Annotated in this window: 10 protein-coding genes; 7 read left to right on the top strand and 3 right to left on the bottom strand. The window is 62.7% G+C overall.

Annotated features, from left to right (window positions below; all coding sequences use genetic code 11):
* Positions 1-64: 64 nt before the first annotated feature.
* The 5 genes from RLCC275e_RS17135 to RLCC275e_RS17115 all read left to right on the top strand — a co-directional run bounded on the left by RLCC275e_RS17135 (position 65) and on the right by RLCC275e_RS17115 (position 9,334).
* Complete coding sequence (locus RLCC275e_RS17135; protein ID WP_033179968.1) at positions 65-3,265, top strand: efflux RND transporter permease subunit; 3,201 nt, start codon at positions 65-67, stop codon at positions 3,263-3,265.
* A gap of 206 nt (positions 3,266-3,471) precedes the next feature.
* Positions 3,472-4,383 (top strand): NAD(P)-dependent oxidoreductase, encoded by a 912-nt coding sequence (locus RLCC275e_RS17130; protein WP_033179969.1) that lies wholly within the window; start codon positions 3,472-3,474, stop codon positions 4,381-4,383.
* Complete coding sequence (locus RLCC275e_RS17125; RefSeq protein ID WP_033179970.1) at positions 4,380-6,164, top strand: IlvD/Edd family dehydratase; 1,785 nt, start codon at positions 4,380-4,382, stop codon at positions 6,162-6,164. The genes RLCC275e_RS17130 and RLCC275e_RS17125 overlap by 4 nt, the downstream gene beginning before the upstream one ends.
* Before the next feature lie 131 nt (positions 6,165-6,295).
* Positions 6,296-8,113 (top strand): putative bifunctional diguanylate cyclase/phosphodiesterase, encoded by a 1,818-nt coding sequence (locus RLCC275e_RS17120; protein ID WP_130707847.1) that lies wholly within the window; start codon positions 6,296-6,298, stop codon positions 8,111-8,113.
* Between the two features lie 372 nt (positions 8,114-8,485).
* Entirely contained in the window at positions 8,486-9,334 is an 849-nt protein-coding gene (locus RLCC275e_RS17115; protein WP_033179971.1) for a GNAT family N-acetyltransferase, read from the top strand.
* A gap of 23 nt (positions 9,335-9,357) precedes the next feature.
* Here RLCC275e_RS17115 and RLCC275e_RS17110 read toward each other — a convergent pair whose 3' ends face one another.
* The gene (locus tag RLCC275e_RS17110; protein WP_033180650.1) at positions 9,358-10,275 is read right to left on the bottom strand and encodes a DMT family transporter; all 918 of its coding nucleotides are present in this window, start codon (positions 10,273-10,275) and stop codon (positions 9,358-9,360) included.
* Between the two features lie 193 nt (positions 10,276-10,468).
* Here RLCC275e_RS17110 and RLCC275e_RS17105 point away from each other — a divergent pair, with 193 nt between their 5' ends.
* Positions 10,469-11,767, top strand: a complete 1,299-nt coding sequence (locus RLCC275e_RS17105) for an adenylosuccinate synthase (RefSeq protein WP_003561988.1) — start codon at positions 10,469-10,471, stop codon at positions 11,765-11,767.
* 60 nt (positions 11,768-11,827) lie between these two features.
* The gene (locus RLCC275e_RS17100) at positions 11,828-14,320 is read left to right on the top strand and encodes a hypothetical protein (RefSeq protein WP_033179972.1); all 2,493 of its coding nucleotides are present in this window, start codon (positions 11,828-11,830) and stop codon (positions 14,318-14,320) included.
* Between the two features lie 123 nt (positions 14,321-14,443).
* Here RLCC275e_RS17100 and rpoH read toward each other — a convergent pair whose 3' ends face one another.
* Both rpoH and RLCC275e_RS17090 read right to left on the bottom strand, forming a co-directional pair.
* The gene (gene rpoH / locus RLCC275e_RS17095) at positions 14,444-15,352 is read right to left on the bottom strand and encodes an RNA polymerase sigma factor RpoH (RefSeq protein ID WP_003561986.1); all 909 of its coding nucleotides are present in this window, start codon (positions 15,350-15,352) and stop codon (positions 14,444-14,446) included.
* A gap of 189 nt (positions 15,353-15,541) precedes the next feature.
* Positions 15,542-16,567 carry an RluA family pseudouridine synthase gene (locus RLCC275e_RS17090; protein ID WP_033179973.1) on the bottom strand — a complete coding sequence of 342 codons (1,026 nt, stop codon included), beginning with the start codon at positions 16,565-16,567 and terminating at the stop codon, positions 15,542-15,544.
* Between the last annotated feature and the right edge of the window lie 5 nt (positions 16,568-16,572).

Raw genomic sequence — 16,572 nt, 5'->3', positions numbered from 1 at the left:
CGGCGGCTCCCCAATCGCCGGAGAGGGACGTTGCATCCATGTTCACCCCGGAGAGGGCTTTGATATGAACATCTCCAGATTCTTTGTCGACCGCCCGGTCTTTGCCGGCGTTCTTTCGGTCCTCATCTTGGTTGCCGGCCTGATCGGCCTGCGCGCGCTGCCGATTTCCGAATATCCGGAGGTCGTGCCGCCGTCGATCGTCGTGCGCGCCACCTATCCCGGCGCCAACCCAAGCGTCATCGCTGAAACAGTGGCGACGCCGCTCGAAGAGCAGATCAACGGCGTCGAGGGCATGCTCTACATGGCCAGCCAGGCGACGTCGGACGGCGTGCTCAACGTCACCGTCACCTTCAAGCTCGGCACCGACCCGGACAAGGCGCAGCAGCTCGTGCAGAACCGCGTATCGCAGGCCGAACCGCGCCTGCCGGCGGAAGTCCGTTCGCTCGGCATCACGACAGTCAAGAGCTCGCCCAACTTCATCATGGTGGTGAACCTCGTCTCTGACGGGGGCGATCACGACATCACCTATCTTCGCAACTACGCGACCCTGAACATCAAGGATCGGCTCGCCCGTATCGCGGGCGTCGGTCAGGTGCAGGTCTTCGGCGCCGGCGACTATTCCATGCGTGTGTGGATCGACCCACAGAAGGCCGCCGAGCACAATCTCGCCGCCAGCGACATCAGCAGCGCGATCAGCTCCCAGAACATCCAGGCCGCCGCTGGTATCATCGGCGCATCGCCAAGCCAGCCCGGTGTGGACCTGCAGCTCAACGTCAATGCCCAGGGCCGCCTGCGCACGCCTGAGGAATTCGGCAACATCATCGTCAAGACGGGCGCCAATGGCGAAATCACCCGCCTTCGCGATGTCGCCCGCATCGAACTCGGTGCTGCGGACTATACGCTGCGTTCGCTGCTCGACGGCAAGCCCGCCGTCGCCGTCGCCGTTCTTCAGGCACCGGGTTCAAACGCGATCGAAATCGCGGACAATGTGAACGCGACCATGGATCAATTGCAGCTCGCCATGCCTGCCGGCGTCAAATACGAGATCGTCTACGATACGACGAAATTCGTGCGCGCCTCGATCGAGAAGGTCATCGACACGCTGCTCGAAGCCATTGCTCTCGTCGTCCTCGTCGTCATCCTGTTCCTGCAGACGTGGCGCGCCTCGATCATCCCGCTGATCGCGGTACCGGTATCGATTATCGGCACCTTCGCGGTCATGTATGTCTTCGGCTTCTCGATCAACGCGCTCAGTCTGTTCGGCCTGGTGCTGGCGATCGGTATCGTCGTCGACGACGCGATCGTGGTGGTCGAAAACGTCGAGCGCAATATCGAACAAGGCCTGTCGCCGCGGGCTGCCACCTACAAGGCGATGAGGGAAGTTTCCGGTCCGATCGTCGCGATCGCGCTGGTCCTCGTCGCGGTCTTCGTGCCGCTCGCATTCATCTCCGGCCTGTCAGGTCAGTTTTATCGCCAGTTCGCGCTGACGATCGCAATCTCGACCGTCATCTCGGCCTTCAACTCGCTCACCCTGTCTCCGGCGCTGGCAGCCCTTCTCCTGAAGGGCCATGATCAGCCGAAGGACTGGCTGACGCGGTTCATGGACGCCATCTTCGGCTGGTTCTTCCGCGGTTTCAACCGTGTCTTCGGCGCGGGCTCGAATGCCTACGGCAAGGGTGTGGGCGGGCTCTTGTCGCGCAAGAGCATCGTCATGGTAATCTATCTGGCACTGGTCGGCGCGACCTACAGCCTGTTCAGCACGGTTCCCGGCGGCTTCGTGCCGTCGCAGGACAAGCAGTATCTGATCGGCTTCGCCCAGTTGCCGGATGCCGCAAGCCTCGACCGCACGGAGGACGTCATCAAGCGCATGACCGACATCGCGCTGGCGCAGCCGGGCGTTGCCAATGCGATCGCCTTCCCAGGCCTGTCGATCAACGGCTTCACCAATTCCTCGAATGCCGGCATCGTCTTCGTGACGCTGAAGGACTTCGAGGAGCGCAAGACGCCTGATCTCTCCGGCGGCGCAATCGCCATGGCGCTGAACCAGAAGTTCGGCGTCATCCAGGATGCCTTCATCGCCATGTTCCCGCCGCCGCCGGTCAATGGTCTCGGCACGACGGGCGGTTTCAAGTTGCAGATCGAGGATCGTGCCGGCCTCGGCAACCAGGCACTCGACGAGGCGACTAAGGCAGTGCTTGCAAAGGCCTATCAGACGCCTGAGCTCGCCGGGCTGTTCTCCAGCTTCCAGATCAACGTGCCGCAGCTCTACGCCGATCTCGACCGTGCCAAGGCCGAGCAGCTCGGAGTTTCCGTCACCGACGTCTTCCAGACGCTGCAGATCTATCTCGGTTCGCTCTATGTGAACGACTTCAACGCTTTCGGCCGCACCTACAGCGTCCGCGTTCAGGCCGATGCGAAATTCCGCGCCCAGCCGGAAGATATCGGCCAGTTGAAGGTCCGTTCGGCATCGGGTGAGATGATCCCGCTTTCGGCCCTCTTGAAGGTGGAGCCGAGCACCGGTCCGGAACGCGCGAACCGCTATAACGGCTTCCTTGCCGCCGATATCAACGGCGGTCCGGCACCGGGCTTCTCGTCCGGCCAGGCGCAGGCGGCAATCGAGAAGATCCTTCACGAGACCCTGCCTGCGGGCATCGACTTCGAATGGACGGATCTGACCTATCAGCAGATCCTGGCCGGCAATTCGAGCATCGTCGTCTTCCCGCTGGCGCTGCTGCTCGTCTTCCTCGTGTTGGCCGCCCAGTATGAAAGCCTGACGTTGCCGCTTGCGATCATCATGATCGTGCCTATGGGCGTACTGGCCGCGCTGACCGGCGTCTGGCTCACCGGTGGAGACAACAACATCTTCACCCAGATCGGACTTGTGGTGCTTGTCGGTCTATCGGCGAAGAACGCGATCCTGATCGTGGAATTCGCCCGCGAACTGGAGTTCGAGGGAAGGACACCGCGGGAGGCCGCGATCGAGGCCAGCCGCCTTCGCCTTCGCCCGATCCTCATGACCTCGCTCGCCTTCATCATGGGCGTCGTGCCGCTCGTCATCTCCACCGGCGCCGGCGCGGAAATGCGCGCGGCCATGGGTGTCGCGGTCTTCTCGGGCATGATCGGCGTGACCTTCTTCGGCATCTTCATGACGCCGGTGTTCTACGTGCTGCTGCGGCGGTTGACGGGCAACCGTCCGCTCGTCCAGCACAAGCCGGACGAACACAAGGAAGAAGAGGCGGAGGTCATCCGGCTCGCGGCGGAATAAACGGAATTCAACCTTCCTTTGTCGGGTAAATCGGGCGGGAACTTCGGTTCTCGCCCGTATCGTTTTCAGGGCATGAGGCCGAAGTGCGCGCGGCCTTCGGACGACGCCCTCGAGGGCATGTGACAAATATGCGTTACGTCCGTCAAAACGGTTTGCAACGGTGGGCGAGGGGACTATCAAAGACGGACAACAGTTGGGAGGACTGAATGACAGGTTCGAGAAAAGGTGATGAGGGCAGGCGGATCGCCTTTCTCGGCACCGGCCTGATGGGCGCGCCGATGGCTCGCCGGCTGCTAGGCGCGGGTTTTGCCGTCACTGTCTGGAATCGCGATCCCGGCAAGGCCGAGGCGCTTGCGGGAGATGGTGCGGTCCGCGCGGAAACACCTGATGATGCCGTTTCAGGCGCCGATGTCGTCATCACCATGTTGACCAACGCCGAGGCGGTGAAGGACGTGTTGTTCGACCGCGGAGCGGCCGATGCGATGACGCCTGGCACAACGGTCATCGACATGAGTTCGATTGCCCCGCATTTCGCCCACGACCATTCTGCAAGGCTTGCCGAACGCGGCGTCGATCACGTCGATGCGCCGGTATCAGGCGGCGTCGTCGGGGCGGAAGCGGGTACGCTTGCGATCATGGCGGGCGGTGACAAGGACGTGATCGACGGGCTTGCGGATATCTTTGCGCCGATGGGGCGGGTGACCCGCGTCGGTCCGAGCGGGGCAGGCCAGCTCGCCAAGCTTGCCAACCAGCAGATCGTCGCGGTGACGATCGGCGCCGTCGCCGAAGCGATGATGCTGATCGAAGCAGGCGGCGGCTCGCAGGCGGCATTCCGCGACGCCATTCGCGGCGGCTTTGCCGAGAGCCGTATCCTGGAACTGCACGGCAAGCGCATGGTCGAGCGGCAATTTACCCCAGGCGGTTCGTCCAGCAACCAGCTGAAGGATCTGAACGCCGCCATGGAGACGGCGAACGCTCTATCGCTGTCGCTACCGCTGACAGCGGCGGTGCATGCCGAATTCAGCGAATTCGTCGCCAATGGCAATGGCGAAAAGGATCACAGTGGCCTGCTCCTCCATCTCGAAGAGAAGAATGCCCGGCCGGGAGAAAAACAGTGACGGACAGCCATTCGCCGAAGCGGCGCCTGCGTTCGCAGGATTGGTTTGACAATCCCGATCATATCGACATGGCAGCGCTTTATCTGGAGCGCTTCATGAATTACGGCATCACGCCGGAAGAGCTACGCTCCGGCAAGCCGATCATCGGGATTGCCCAGAGCGGCAGCGATCTCACGCCCTGCAACAGGGTGCACGTCGAGCTTGCCAAGCGCGTGCGCGACGGCATTCGCGATGCCGGCGGCATTCCGATCGAGTTTCCGACGCATCCGATCTTCGAGAACTGCAAGCGCCCGACGGCGGCACTGGACCGCAATCTCGCCTATCTCGGCCTCGTCGAAATCCTCTACGGTTATCCGCTCGACGGTGTCGTGCTGACCACCGGCTGCGACAAGACCACGCCTTCGGCGATCATGGCTGCTTCGACGGTTGATATTCCGGCGATCGTGCTCTCCGGCGGGCCGATGCTTGACGGCTGGCATGAGGGAGAGCTGGCGGGCTCCGGCACGGTGATCTGGCGGATGCGGCGGAAATATGCGGCAGGCGAGATCGATCGGGAAGAGTTTCTTCAGGCGGCGCTCGATTCTGCGCCTTCCGTTGGCCACTGCAATACGATGGGCACCGCTTCGACGATGAATGCGCTGGCCGAGGCGCTCGGCCTTTCGCTGACCGGCTGTGGCGCCATTCCGGCCGCTTACCGCGAACGCGGCCAGATGGCCTACCGCACTGGGCGGCGCGCCGTCGAGATCGTATTCGAAGATCTGAAGCCGTCGGATATCCTGACGCGCGAGGCTTTCCTCAATGCGATCCGCACCAATTCGGCGATCGGCGGGTCGACCAACGCTCAGCCGCATCTGGCTGCGATGGCGAAGCACGCCGGCGTCGAACTCCATCCCGACGACTGGCAGGTGCATGGTTTCGATATTCCGCTGCTGGCCAATGTCCAGCCGGCGGGCGCCTATCTCGGCGAGCGCTTCCATCGCGCCGGCGGCACGCCAGCGATCATGTGGGAACTGCTGCAGGCCGGAAAGCTCGACGGCAACTGTCGCACGGTGACGGGCAGGACGATGGCCGAGAACCTAGAGGGCAAGGAAGCGCGCGACCGCGAGGTTATCAAGCCGTTCGCCGAGCCGCTGAAGGAGCGGGCGGGCTTTCTCGTTCTCAAAGGTAATCTCTTCGATTTCGCGATCATGAAGATGAGCGTGGTCTCGGAGGATTTCCGCCGGCGCTACCTTGAGGAACCCGGGCACGAAGGCGTCTTCGAGGGCAGGGCGGTGGTTTTCGACGGTTCCGAGGACTATCACAAGCGCATCAACGATCCCGAACTCGGTATCGACGAAAATACAATCCTCGCCATCCGCGGCGCCGGGCCGATCGGCTGGCCGGGTTCGGCTGAGGTCGTCAACATGCAGCCGCCGGATCATCTCCTGAAGCGCGGCATCCGCAGCCTGCCGACCATCGGCGACGGCCGCCAGTCGGGCACGGCGGACAGTCCCTCGATCCTCAACGCCTCGCCGGAAAGTGCCGCTGGCGGCGGCCTCGCCTGGCTTCGTACCGGCGATATCATCCGCATCGACTTCAATCACGGGCGCTGCGACATGCTGGTCGAGGACGCCGAGATCGAACGGCGCAAGGGCGACGGCATCCCGCCGGTGCCGGCGGATGCGACGCCGTGGCAGCAGATCTATCGCCGCTCGGTTACGCAATTGTCGGACGGTGCGGTGCTGGAGGGAGCGGCGGAATTCCGCCAGATCGCAAAAAACCCGCCCCGGCACAACCACTGATCTTGAAGATGCCGCAGACTGCAAGTCCTTTGATCCAAAAGGGGAAAGTTGTAACGAACAGTTCACCTAGTCATTAGTTCGGTCATCAGCACAAGGCTTCATTAATGCCGGCCTGAGACCATATTGCCGTTATGCAAGCTTCTAAGGCTGGGACCGCGTTGCCAGAGATCAAAGCCACACGATCCGAACGGGAGTTTCAGGATCTTCTGCGTCGGCTCGAACTCGCTCTCGATGCATCCCAGATCGGTGTCTGGGAGCACAGCATCGAGCAGGACGGGATCTTGTGGGATGCACAGATGCATCGTCTCTACGAGACCGGCGAGACGTGCCGGCTGGTGCCGGCATCGCTTTGGTCGAATGCCATTCATCCCGATGATCGCGAGCGGGCCGAACGCGACTTCGAGCAGGCGATAACGACGCGCGGCGCCTATAATTCACAATTCCGCATCGTGCTGCCGAGCGGTGAAATCCGCCATTTGCGTTCGCGCGCGCATTTCTATGTCGATGCGGAGGGTCTGCCTTCCTTCATCGGCGCCGAATGGGATGTGACGGCCGACATACTGCTCAACGCGGAACTGGCGCGGCAAAAGGTGGTGGCCGAGGCGAGGGCGCTGGCACTCGAGGAAAGCAATGCCCGCATCGAGCATGTCGCCGATCATGACTATCTCACCGGCCTGCCGAACCGGCGCCTTCTCGACAAGCGGCTGGCGGAGTTGCCGGCCGACAAAAGCATCACCACGCTTGCGGTCCTGCACCTCGACCTCGACCAGTTCAAGCAGATCAACGACAGCCATGGTCATGCAGCAGGCGACGCCGTTCTCAGGGCCGCAGCACTTCGAATCACCGCCGCCATTCCTGCAGATGGCGTGGTCGCCCGCGTCGGTGGCGATGAATTCGTCATCGTGCTGGTCAATTTCACCGATCTCACTGAGCTGAAGCTGATCACCGAGGATGTCCAGCGCCGGCTGCGGAAGAAGATCCGCTTCGGCCAGGAGATGCTGCAATCCGGCGCCTCGATCGGCGTTTCCTGGAGCGGCGATCGGCGGGCGCGCAACCTGCTTGCGGAATCCGATCTGGCGCTCTACCAGGCCAAGAAGCTCGGGCGCAACCGCGTCGAATTCTTCACGCGGCAATTGCAGGAGGATCTGCGTTCCAAGCGTCGCCTCGCCGAAGAGCTGAAGCTTGGACTGGAGCGCGGTGAGATCCTTCCCTATTATCAGGTGCAGCTCGACGCCCGAACGCGGGAGGTCATCGGCTTTGAGGCGTTGGCGCGCTGGAAACATCCGGAGAAGGGCGTGCTAGCCCCAGGGGTGTTCCTGAAGATTGCCGACGAACACGGACTTGCGGCGGAGATCGACGCGGCGATCCTCAAAAGCGTTCTCGAAGACCGGCTATTCTGGCTGTTGCGCGGCCTTGCGGTTCCGCGCATCGCTGTCAATATCTCGGCCTCGCGGCTTGCCGATCCGGCGCTGCTCGACAAGCTGAGGAAACTCGACATCCCGCCCGGCGTGATCGTCTTCGAACTGGTCGAGACGATTTTCCTCGACGACAGCGACGAAAAACTGCTCGATCATATCGGCGATATCAAACAGATGGGCATCGACATCGAGATCGACGACTTCGGATCGGGCCATGCCTCGCTCATCGGTCTCGTCAGGCTGCGGCCGAAGCGGCTGAAGATCGACCGGCAGCTCGTCACCGAGGTCGTCAGCTCCGCCGAGCAGCGGCGCGTGGTGGGTTCGATCGTGGAAATCGCCAAGGCGCTCGATGTCGAGGTGATCGCCGAGGGCATCGAGACCGAGGCGCATGCCGTCGTGCTGGCGCAGCTCGGCTGCGACGGCCTGCAGGGTTATGCGTTCGGTTATCCCGCACCGGCGGCGGAGACAGACCGTCTCTTCTCATCGATGACGAGCCGAATCGAAAAGCAGAAGACCGCAATGGGCAGTTGAACGGCCGGTGATCCGTCCGCTGGCGACTGCCGTCGCTCCCGGTTTTTTGCCGCGTCGCGGAGGTAATTTCGGACGAATGCTTTTCTCGCCTTTCAAATTGGCAGGCTGTCTCTTTTCGGCGCGGCGTTTTATTTGCATCAGCAGGAAGATAATTGGCGCGCAAGTAATTTTCTTGAGCTTGCAACGGCATTGTTTCATGGTAATCCGGAAACGTAGCTTTCTGCATTGCATCGAAAAAAATGATTATACGCGTCGTCAAGTCCATGAGCGCGGCTCTCCATCATTCGCAGGTGCAATCGGGGAACTGGGGCCTGACAATTGCTTTGACGTTGCCGGGATGGACTTGCGGGACATTCAATCTAGGAAAGTCGCATGAATTCGGAATTTGCCGTTCGTTCGATGCGGCCCGGCGAACTGGAACTCGTGCTCGAATGGGCGCGTCAAGAAGGCTGGAACCCCGGCCTCGACGATTCGCTTGCATTCAACGAGGCCGATCCGTCAGGATTTTTCGTCGGCTCCATCGGCGAAGTCCCCGTCGGTTCGATCTCGGTCGTCAAATATGGCGAGAGTTTCGCCTTCCTGGGCCTCTACATCGTCCATCCCGATTTTCGCGGCAAGGGTTATGGCAAGGCGATCTGGGAGACGGGCGTTGCCAGCGCGGGAGACCGCACGATCGGTCTCGACGGCGTCGCCGCACAGCAGGACAACTACCGCAAGGCCGGTTTCGAGCCCGCCTATTCCACCATTCGCTACGGTGGCGTCGCCACCTCCTTGCCGGTCTCGACGCTTGTCGCGCAGCCGGTGCTGGATTCACGCCTTGAAGGCCTGCAGCGTTATGATTCGGCGATCTTTCCGCAGCCGCGGGATGCCTTCCTCACCTCTTGGTGCACCGGCCGCAAGGGCCGCCGTTCGGCGGTGGTGCGCAAGAGCGGCAAGATCCGCGGTTACGGCACGATCCGCCGCTGCTACGAGGGCTACAAGATCGGCCCGCTCTTTGCCAATGATGCCGCCAGCGCCGCGGCGTTGCTTGCCGAATTGATCCCCGAGGCGAAGGGGGCCGCGGTCTTCATCGATATTCCCGCAGAGAACCACGAGGCGGTCGCGCTTGCCGAAGGCATCGGTCTTCAACCGGTGTTCGAGACGACACGCATGTATCGCGGGTCGGCGCCGGCCATTCCGCTGAAGCACGTCTTCGGCGTGACGACGCTGGAGCTTGGTTAAAACCTTTCCCTACCGGGAAGGCTTTAATCCACGGGTGAGGCGGGCACGGTCGGCGACGAAGCTTTCGGACGGCCCTTTTCGGCGATCGCAATGCCGCCTAAGGTCAGCACCAGTGCGATTACATGGAAAGACTGCAGCTGCTCGCCGATCAGGGCGACGGAGAGCAGCGTTCCGAACACCGGCACGAGATTGATGAAGAGGCCGGCCCGGTTGGCGCCGATTGCGACGACGCCCTTGATATAGAGGATCTGCGCCACCAGCGAGGGGAAGATCGCCGTGTAGAGAGTGATGACCCAGCCGGCCTGGTCCGGCCACTGCGCGGCACCCCGGCCGGCCTCCCAGAGGAGCAGCGGCAGCGAGGTCAGCATGGCGCCGAGCGCCGGGACCGCCATCAGCGTGCGCCAGTCGAGCGGCGGCTTCCAGCGCAGGAAGATCGTGTAGACCGAATAGGCGGCAATGGCGATCAGCATCAGCCCGTCGCCGCGGTTGAGGCTGAGTTGCAGCAGCGTTGCGAGGTCGCCATGCGCGGCGGTCAGAGCGACGCCGATCAGCGTCATGCCGAAGCCGAGACATTGCGCCAGCGAGATGCCGGTACGGAAGAACATGAAATTCAGCAGGAAGATCAGCATCGGGATGCCGGCCTGCTCGATGGCGACGTTGATCGCCGTCGTATATTGCACGGCCGAGTAAAGCATAGCGTTGAAAAGGGTGTAGCCGATGACGCCGTAGAAGATGAGCAGCGGCAGGTTCTTCCTCACCACCGGCCAGTCCTTCCGCAGTTGCGGTAGCGAAATTGCGGCGATCATCGCCACGGCGAGGAACCAGCGCAGGAAGGTCAGCATCATCGGGCTGATATGCCCGAGCGCGAGCTTGCCGGCGACGGAGTTGCCGCCCCAGCAGAGGGTGGCAATAACGAGGCAGATATAGGCCGTGGCTTGCAAGAGCGTTCTTCCCGTCTTTCCGAGATCGCCGAGCGCGGCGTTTTGTGACGGGAAATAGCCTGCCGGCTGCTGATTTGTCACGTAAAAAGCCCAATCTGCTGTGACAACAGGGTCGCTTTCCAAAAAACAAAGCTTTATAGATGCGCGGGTTTGAGCAGGTGCGCGGTTCCGCGCCGGTAACAGGAAGAGTTGGATGACGAACGTAGTCGTGGTCGGTTCGCAATGGGGTGACGAAGGCAAAGGCAAGATTGTCGACTGGCTTTCGGAGCGTGCGGATATCGTTGTGCGCTATCAGGGCGGACACAATGCCGGCCATACGCTCGTCATCGACGGCACGAGCTATAAGCTCTCGCTGCTGCCGTCCGGCGTCGTGCGCCCGGGCAAGATGGCCGTCATCGGCAACGGTGTCGTCGTCGATCCGCATGCGCTGATCGCCGAGATCGGCCGGCTGGAGGCGCAGGGCGTGACGGTCACGCCTGACAATCTACGCATTGCAGACAATGCGACGCTCATTCTTTCGCTGCACCGCGAGCTCGACGCGATGCGCGAGGATGCTGCGTCGAACAGCGGCACCAAGATCGGCACGACGCGCCGCGGCATCGGCCCAGCCTATGAAGACAAGGTCGGCCGCCGCGCCATCCGCGTCATGGATCTTGCCGATCTCGATAGTCTTTCCGGTAAGGTCGACCGTATCCTGACGCATCACAATGCGCTTCGCCGCGGCCTCGGCGTTGCCGAAGTCAGCCACCAGGCGATCATGGACGAACTGACCTCGATCGCCGATCGGGTACTGCCTTTCCGCGACACCGTCTGGCTTTTCCTCGACAAGGAGCGCCGCAAGGGTGCTCGCATCCTCTTTGAAGGCGCGCAGGGCAGCCTGCTCGATATCGATCACGGCACTTATCCCTTCGTGACCTCCTCGAACACGGTAGCCGGCCAGGCGGCAGCTGGTTCCGGCATGGGACCCGGCTCGCTCGGTTATATCCTCGGCATCACCAAGGCCTATACGACGCGCGTCGGCGAAGGCCCGTTCCCGACGGAGCTCACCGACCAAATTGGCCAGTTCTTGGGCGAGAAGGGGCATGAGTTCGGTACTGTGACGGGGCGTAAGCGCCGCTGCGGCTGGTTCGACGCTGCACTGGTGCGCCAGTCGGTCGCCACCAACGGGATCACGGGCATCGCGCTCACCAAGCTCGACGTGCTCGACGGTCTCGAGGAATTGAAGATCTGCGTCGGCTACATGCTCGACGGCGAACAGATTGATCATCTTCCCGCAAGCCAGGGAGCGCAAGCTAGGGTCGAACCGATCTACATCACCCTGGAAGGGTGGAAGGAATCGACCGTCGGCGCCCGCAGTTGGGCGGATCTGCCGGCACAGGCGATCAAATATGTTCGCCAGGTCGAAGAGCTGATCGGGGCACCCGTCGCGCTCCTTTCCACCAGCCCGGAGCGGGATGACACGATACTTGTGACCGATCCGTTTGAGGATTAAGCTCACGGGTCACTGTGGAGGATGGTTCGGTAGAGTACCGGACTTCTTGAGAAAGTACTGATGGCGGATTTTATTGCAGTCATTCGGCGGGCCGTCGACGGCCTGGCTGAAAATACCCCCGAGATGCGGGTGAAGGTCTACGAACGTGCCCGCGGCGCAGTGCAGCGGCAGCTCGAGAACATGAAGCCGCGTCCGCCGGAAGCCATGCTGCAACGCCAGCTCGAAAAGCTCGAGGCTGCCATCCGCGAAGTGGAAGGCGAACACTCCGAGGCGATGCCGCTCGATGAGCCGGTTGCGGTCGTCACCGCGGCGGAATCCTTCGAAGAACAAGCGGTTCACGACGAAAGCGAACCGGCGCCGGAGACGGCTGTCGAGGAACCGGTATACGAAGCCTCTGCAGAACCGCAGGCGGCCGAGGCCGTCGACGAGCCCGATCACGTTGAAGCCGCCGCGCCTGAGGAGGCTGAGGAAGAGGTCGCTGTCGAAGAGCCTCTTCCCCAGGAAGCACTCGTTTCCGCGGAAACCCCTGTTTCGCCGGAGACATCCGGTCCGGCCGAAACATACTGGCATCCCTCGCACGAGGAGGAAGCGCCGGCCGAGGAATGGCATGCCAGCGAGGCGCGCGATGTCGCTGCTGAAGACCTGCCGGCCGAACATGGCGGCTGGGAGCCGCCTGCCGCGCATCGCAGCGAGCAAGCCGACGAACAGCGTGCCGACGAGCAGCATCCCCTGGAAGCCGACAAGATTGCGGCCGAACCGGCGGCGGTGGAAAGCGTGGAGCCGGAGGCCGAGGAGGCTTACGAGCCCGTCGAGCCGTTGCAGCCGATCACCCGCGGCATAGACCATGCATCCAACCGCCTTGTAGAGCCGGTTGCCGATTTCGATCGTCCGCAGGAGTTCGTCGAGCACAGCCGCGAGGAGCCGTTGCAGGCCGAAGCTGCGGCGCATTTCGACCCCGTCTGGACCGAGCCCGTTGCCGAAACGCCGGCTCCGGCGCCCAGGGATGCGGAGACCGAATGGGCGGAAGAGGAGCTCCGGCAATATTCGGAGACGGCGCCGGCGCCGATTACCGCCGATGCCTCGGCGCGCGCCTTCGAGGAGGTGATATCGAGCCTCGAAAAAGTGGCACCCGCCGCCGTCATGCCGGCCGCCAAGGAAAGTTTTTCCTGGGAGACGGCCGCCTTCGACGATCTACCGCCGATCGAGGCCGACAGCGCTAAGAAGGCACCGGTTGCCTCTCATTTCGACGATGTCGATATTTTCGCGGAAGTGCACAATGGCAAGCCGGCGCCTGCCAGCGGCGCGCCGAGCGAGGACTGGCGAGAAGCGAAAGCACTGCGCGGCTACGACCGCCGCGGCTCGGTCGCCGCTGACGACGATGACGCCAATCCGTCGATGGATATCGATCAGATTGTCGCCTCCAAGCTGCAGGGCAAAAGCTTCCGTATGGAGCCGAAGCGCCGCCGCTTCGGCATCGGCACCGTGATCACGCTCATCTTCGCACTCATCCTGATCGGTGGCGGCGCCTATGCCGGCTGGACGAACAGAGAGGCACTGGTGGCGATGGTCGACGGGCTCGTCAGCTCGGCACCGTCGCAGGCGACCAGGAACGAGGCGGCAACGCCGCCGCCGGATGGCTCGTCGACGCCTGCCCAGCCGGGCGCGGTGACGCCAGCCCAGCCGACCGCACCAGGAGCGCAGAACTCTCCAGCGACGCCGGCGCAGCCGAACCCGCAGGTAGCGTCAGTGAACAATGACGGCGCTGCGGCCAATTCGAAATTCACCCAGCGGCTGCTGACCGATGGAACCGAGGTCGACAGCGGACCGGCGACCGTGCCTGGAACGCCGACTGCTGAAGGAAAATCGGTGGCCGAACAGAATGTCGCGGCAGCCGATACGCCGCCTGCCAGCGCGCAGGGCGATGCGGCACCCGCCGAGACGCCGCCGCCGAACGGTGCGGCGGCATCGCCGCCGCAGGCCGTGCCCGTCGGTTCGTCGCAAAAGATGTTCCTCTATGAGGAGCGCATCGGCCAGAGTTCGCCGACGGCGATCGAAGGATCGGTCGTATGGAGCGTGCAGCACGAGGCCGGCCAGGGCGGTCGGCAGGAGGCGACGGTGCAGGGCAATGTCACGGTTCCCGAGCGCAATCTCTCGGCTCTCGTCACCTTCAAACGCAATTCCGATCCGTCGCTGCCGGCAAGCCATCTCGTCGAGATCGTCTTCTCAGTGCCGCCGAATTTCGAAGGCGGCAGCATCGACAGCGTCCAGCGCATTTCGATGAAGCGCACGGAGCAGGACCGCGGTGACGCGCTGATCGCGGTTCCGGCCAAGATCACCGACGATTTCCACATGATCGCGCTCAACGACTACCCTGATGCGCGCAAGGCCAATCTCGACCTGATGTCGACCCGCAACTGGATCGATATTCCGATCACCTACCGCAACGGCCGCCGCGCGCTGCTGACGATGGAAAAGGGCGGTACGGGAACGGACGCCTTCAATACCGCGATCAAGGAATGGACTGCGCTCGGAGATGTGTCGACGAGCCAGTGACGGTTTCGGCAACGCCAGCGTTCCCGGATCTTGGCGCGGTGCCGAGGCTGCGGATAAAGATGAATGAAAAAGAAAAGGCGGGCCGCAAGGGCCCGCCTTCTTCAATTGTATCACGCGGCAGGTTTACGCCGTTGCTTCAACGACGCGGACGGCCTTGGCCCGTTCCAGGGCTTCCTTGCGAACCGCGTCTTGCACCTTTTCGAAGGCGCGAACCTCGATCTGGCGAACACGTTCGCGACTGATGTCGAATTCGGTCGAGAGGTCTTCCAGGGTCACTGGATCCTCGGCGAGGCGGCGAGCCTCGAAGATGCGGCGTTCGCGCTCGTTCAGCACGCTCATCGCTTTCGCCAGCATGCGCCGGCGGGTGTCGAGCTCATCCTGTTCGATCAGCACGTCTTCCTGGCTGTCATGGTCGTCCACCAGCCAATCTTGCCATTGACCGCCGTCACCTTCGGCCGCCTTGATCGGCGCGTTCAGCGAGGCGTCGCCGGAGAGGCGGCGGTTCATCGAAATGACCTCCTCCTCCGAGACCTTCAGCTTGGTGGCGATCTCCGAGACGTGCTCCGGCTTCAGGTCGCCGTCATCGATTGCCTGGATGCGGCCTTTCAGCCGGCGCAGGTTGAAGAACAGGCGCTTCTGGTTGGCGGTCGTGCCCATCTTCACCAGCGACCACGAACGCAGGATATATTCCTGGATCGAGGCCTTGATCCACCACATGGCATAGGTGGCGAGGCGGAAGCCGCGCTCGGCATCGAATTTCTTGACGGCCTGCATCAGGCCGACATTGCCTTCGGAGACGACTTCGCCGATCGGCAGGCCGTAGCCGCGATAACCCATCGCGATCTTCGCGACGAGGCGAAGGTGGCTGGTGACGAGCTTGTGGGCGGCATCGCGATCACCATGCTCGGCATAACGCTTGGCGAGCATGTATTCCTGCTGCGGCTCCAGCATCGGAAACTTGCGGATTTCGTCGAGGTAACGATTGAGACCGGCTTCACCGGCGGTAATGGACGGCAAGGTATTTCGGGCCATAGTGCACCCTCCTAAAGTGAATTCCGGTTCCCGATGGAAACGCATCCTCGCGTTAAAAAAGGCGAACCGGGACGTGCGGCTCTGTCCGAGCCCGCACTAAGTCAATGTACAGATAAGTGTGGCGAAACCGCGGTTCAAGGTGCCGCTCACGCAGGTGTGAGTTGGGCAGGCGGCATTCGGAGCCCGGCTTTATCGCCGCAGCGCTTCGACCAGTTCGACCATATCATCCGGCAGCGGCACCTCGAAATGCATGATTTCGCCGGTGCGGGGATGCTCGAACTGCAGCATGAAGGCATGCAGCGCCTGGCGGCCGAAACCGTTGACGATCTTGCGGATCTCTTCGGGCAGGAGATTGGCCTTGGTCTTGAAGCCGGCGCCGTAAACCGTGTCGCCCAGTAGCGGATGGCCGATATGGGCCATATGGACACGGATCTGATGGGTGCGGCCGGTTTCGAGGCGGCACTCGACCAGCGAGGCGAACGCGGTCGCATCCGGCTTCTCATGGAAGCGCTCGATCACCTGGTAATGCGTGATAGCCTCGTCGGCGTCCTGACTGTCGGGGCGCTTGACGGCGCGGCGCGTGCGGTCGCCGGTGGCGCGGCCGAGCGGGGCGTCGACCATGCCGGACAGTGAGCGGGGCCGGCCCCAGACGACTGCCTGATAGGCCCGCTCCAGCGGCATGGTGCGGCCATGGTCGGCAAATTGCAGTGACAGGTGGCGATGGGCAATGTCGTTTTTGGCGACGACCATGACGCCTGTCGTGTCCTTGTCGAGACGGTGGACGATGCCGGGGCGGCGCACGCCGCCGATACCGGAGAGCGTATCGCTGCAATGGTGGATCAGCGCGTTGACCAGCGTCCCTGTCCAGTTGCCGGCGCCGGGATGGACGACGAGGCCGGAAGGCTTGGAGATGACGATGACGTCGTCATCCTCATGGAGGATATCCAGCGGGATGTCCTCGCCCTGCGGCGTCGGATCTTCCGGCTCGGGCAGCGTGAGTTCAAAACTATCGCCGGTGCGCACCTTGCGCTGCGGGTCGGTGACGGGTTCGCCGCGGAGAAAAACCTGGCCGTCCTTGATCAACGCCTTGATGCGGCTGCGCGAAAATTCCTCGCCGACCTGCGCCGTCAGCCAGGCGTCCAGCCGGCCTTCGGCGCTTTCATCGGCGGTCAGGACTTTTCTATTGCCGGCTGCTTGTTTAAAGGGGTCGCTCAAGACGC

The sequence above is a fragment of the Rhizobium brockwellii genome (assembly GCF_000769405.2).
In the GTDB taxonomy this organism is placed as follows: Bacteria; Pseudomonadota; Alphaproteobacteria; order Rhizobiales; family Rhizobiaceae; genus Rhizobium; species Rhizobium brockwellii.
The sequence above is the reverse complement of the archived record's forward strand: the minus strand, read 5'-3'. Positions and strand labels throughout refer to the sequence as shown.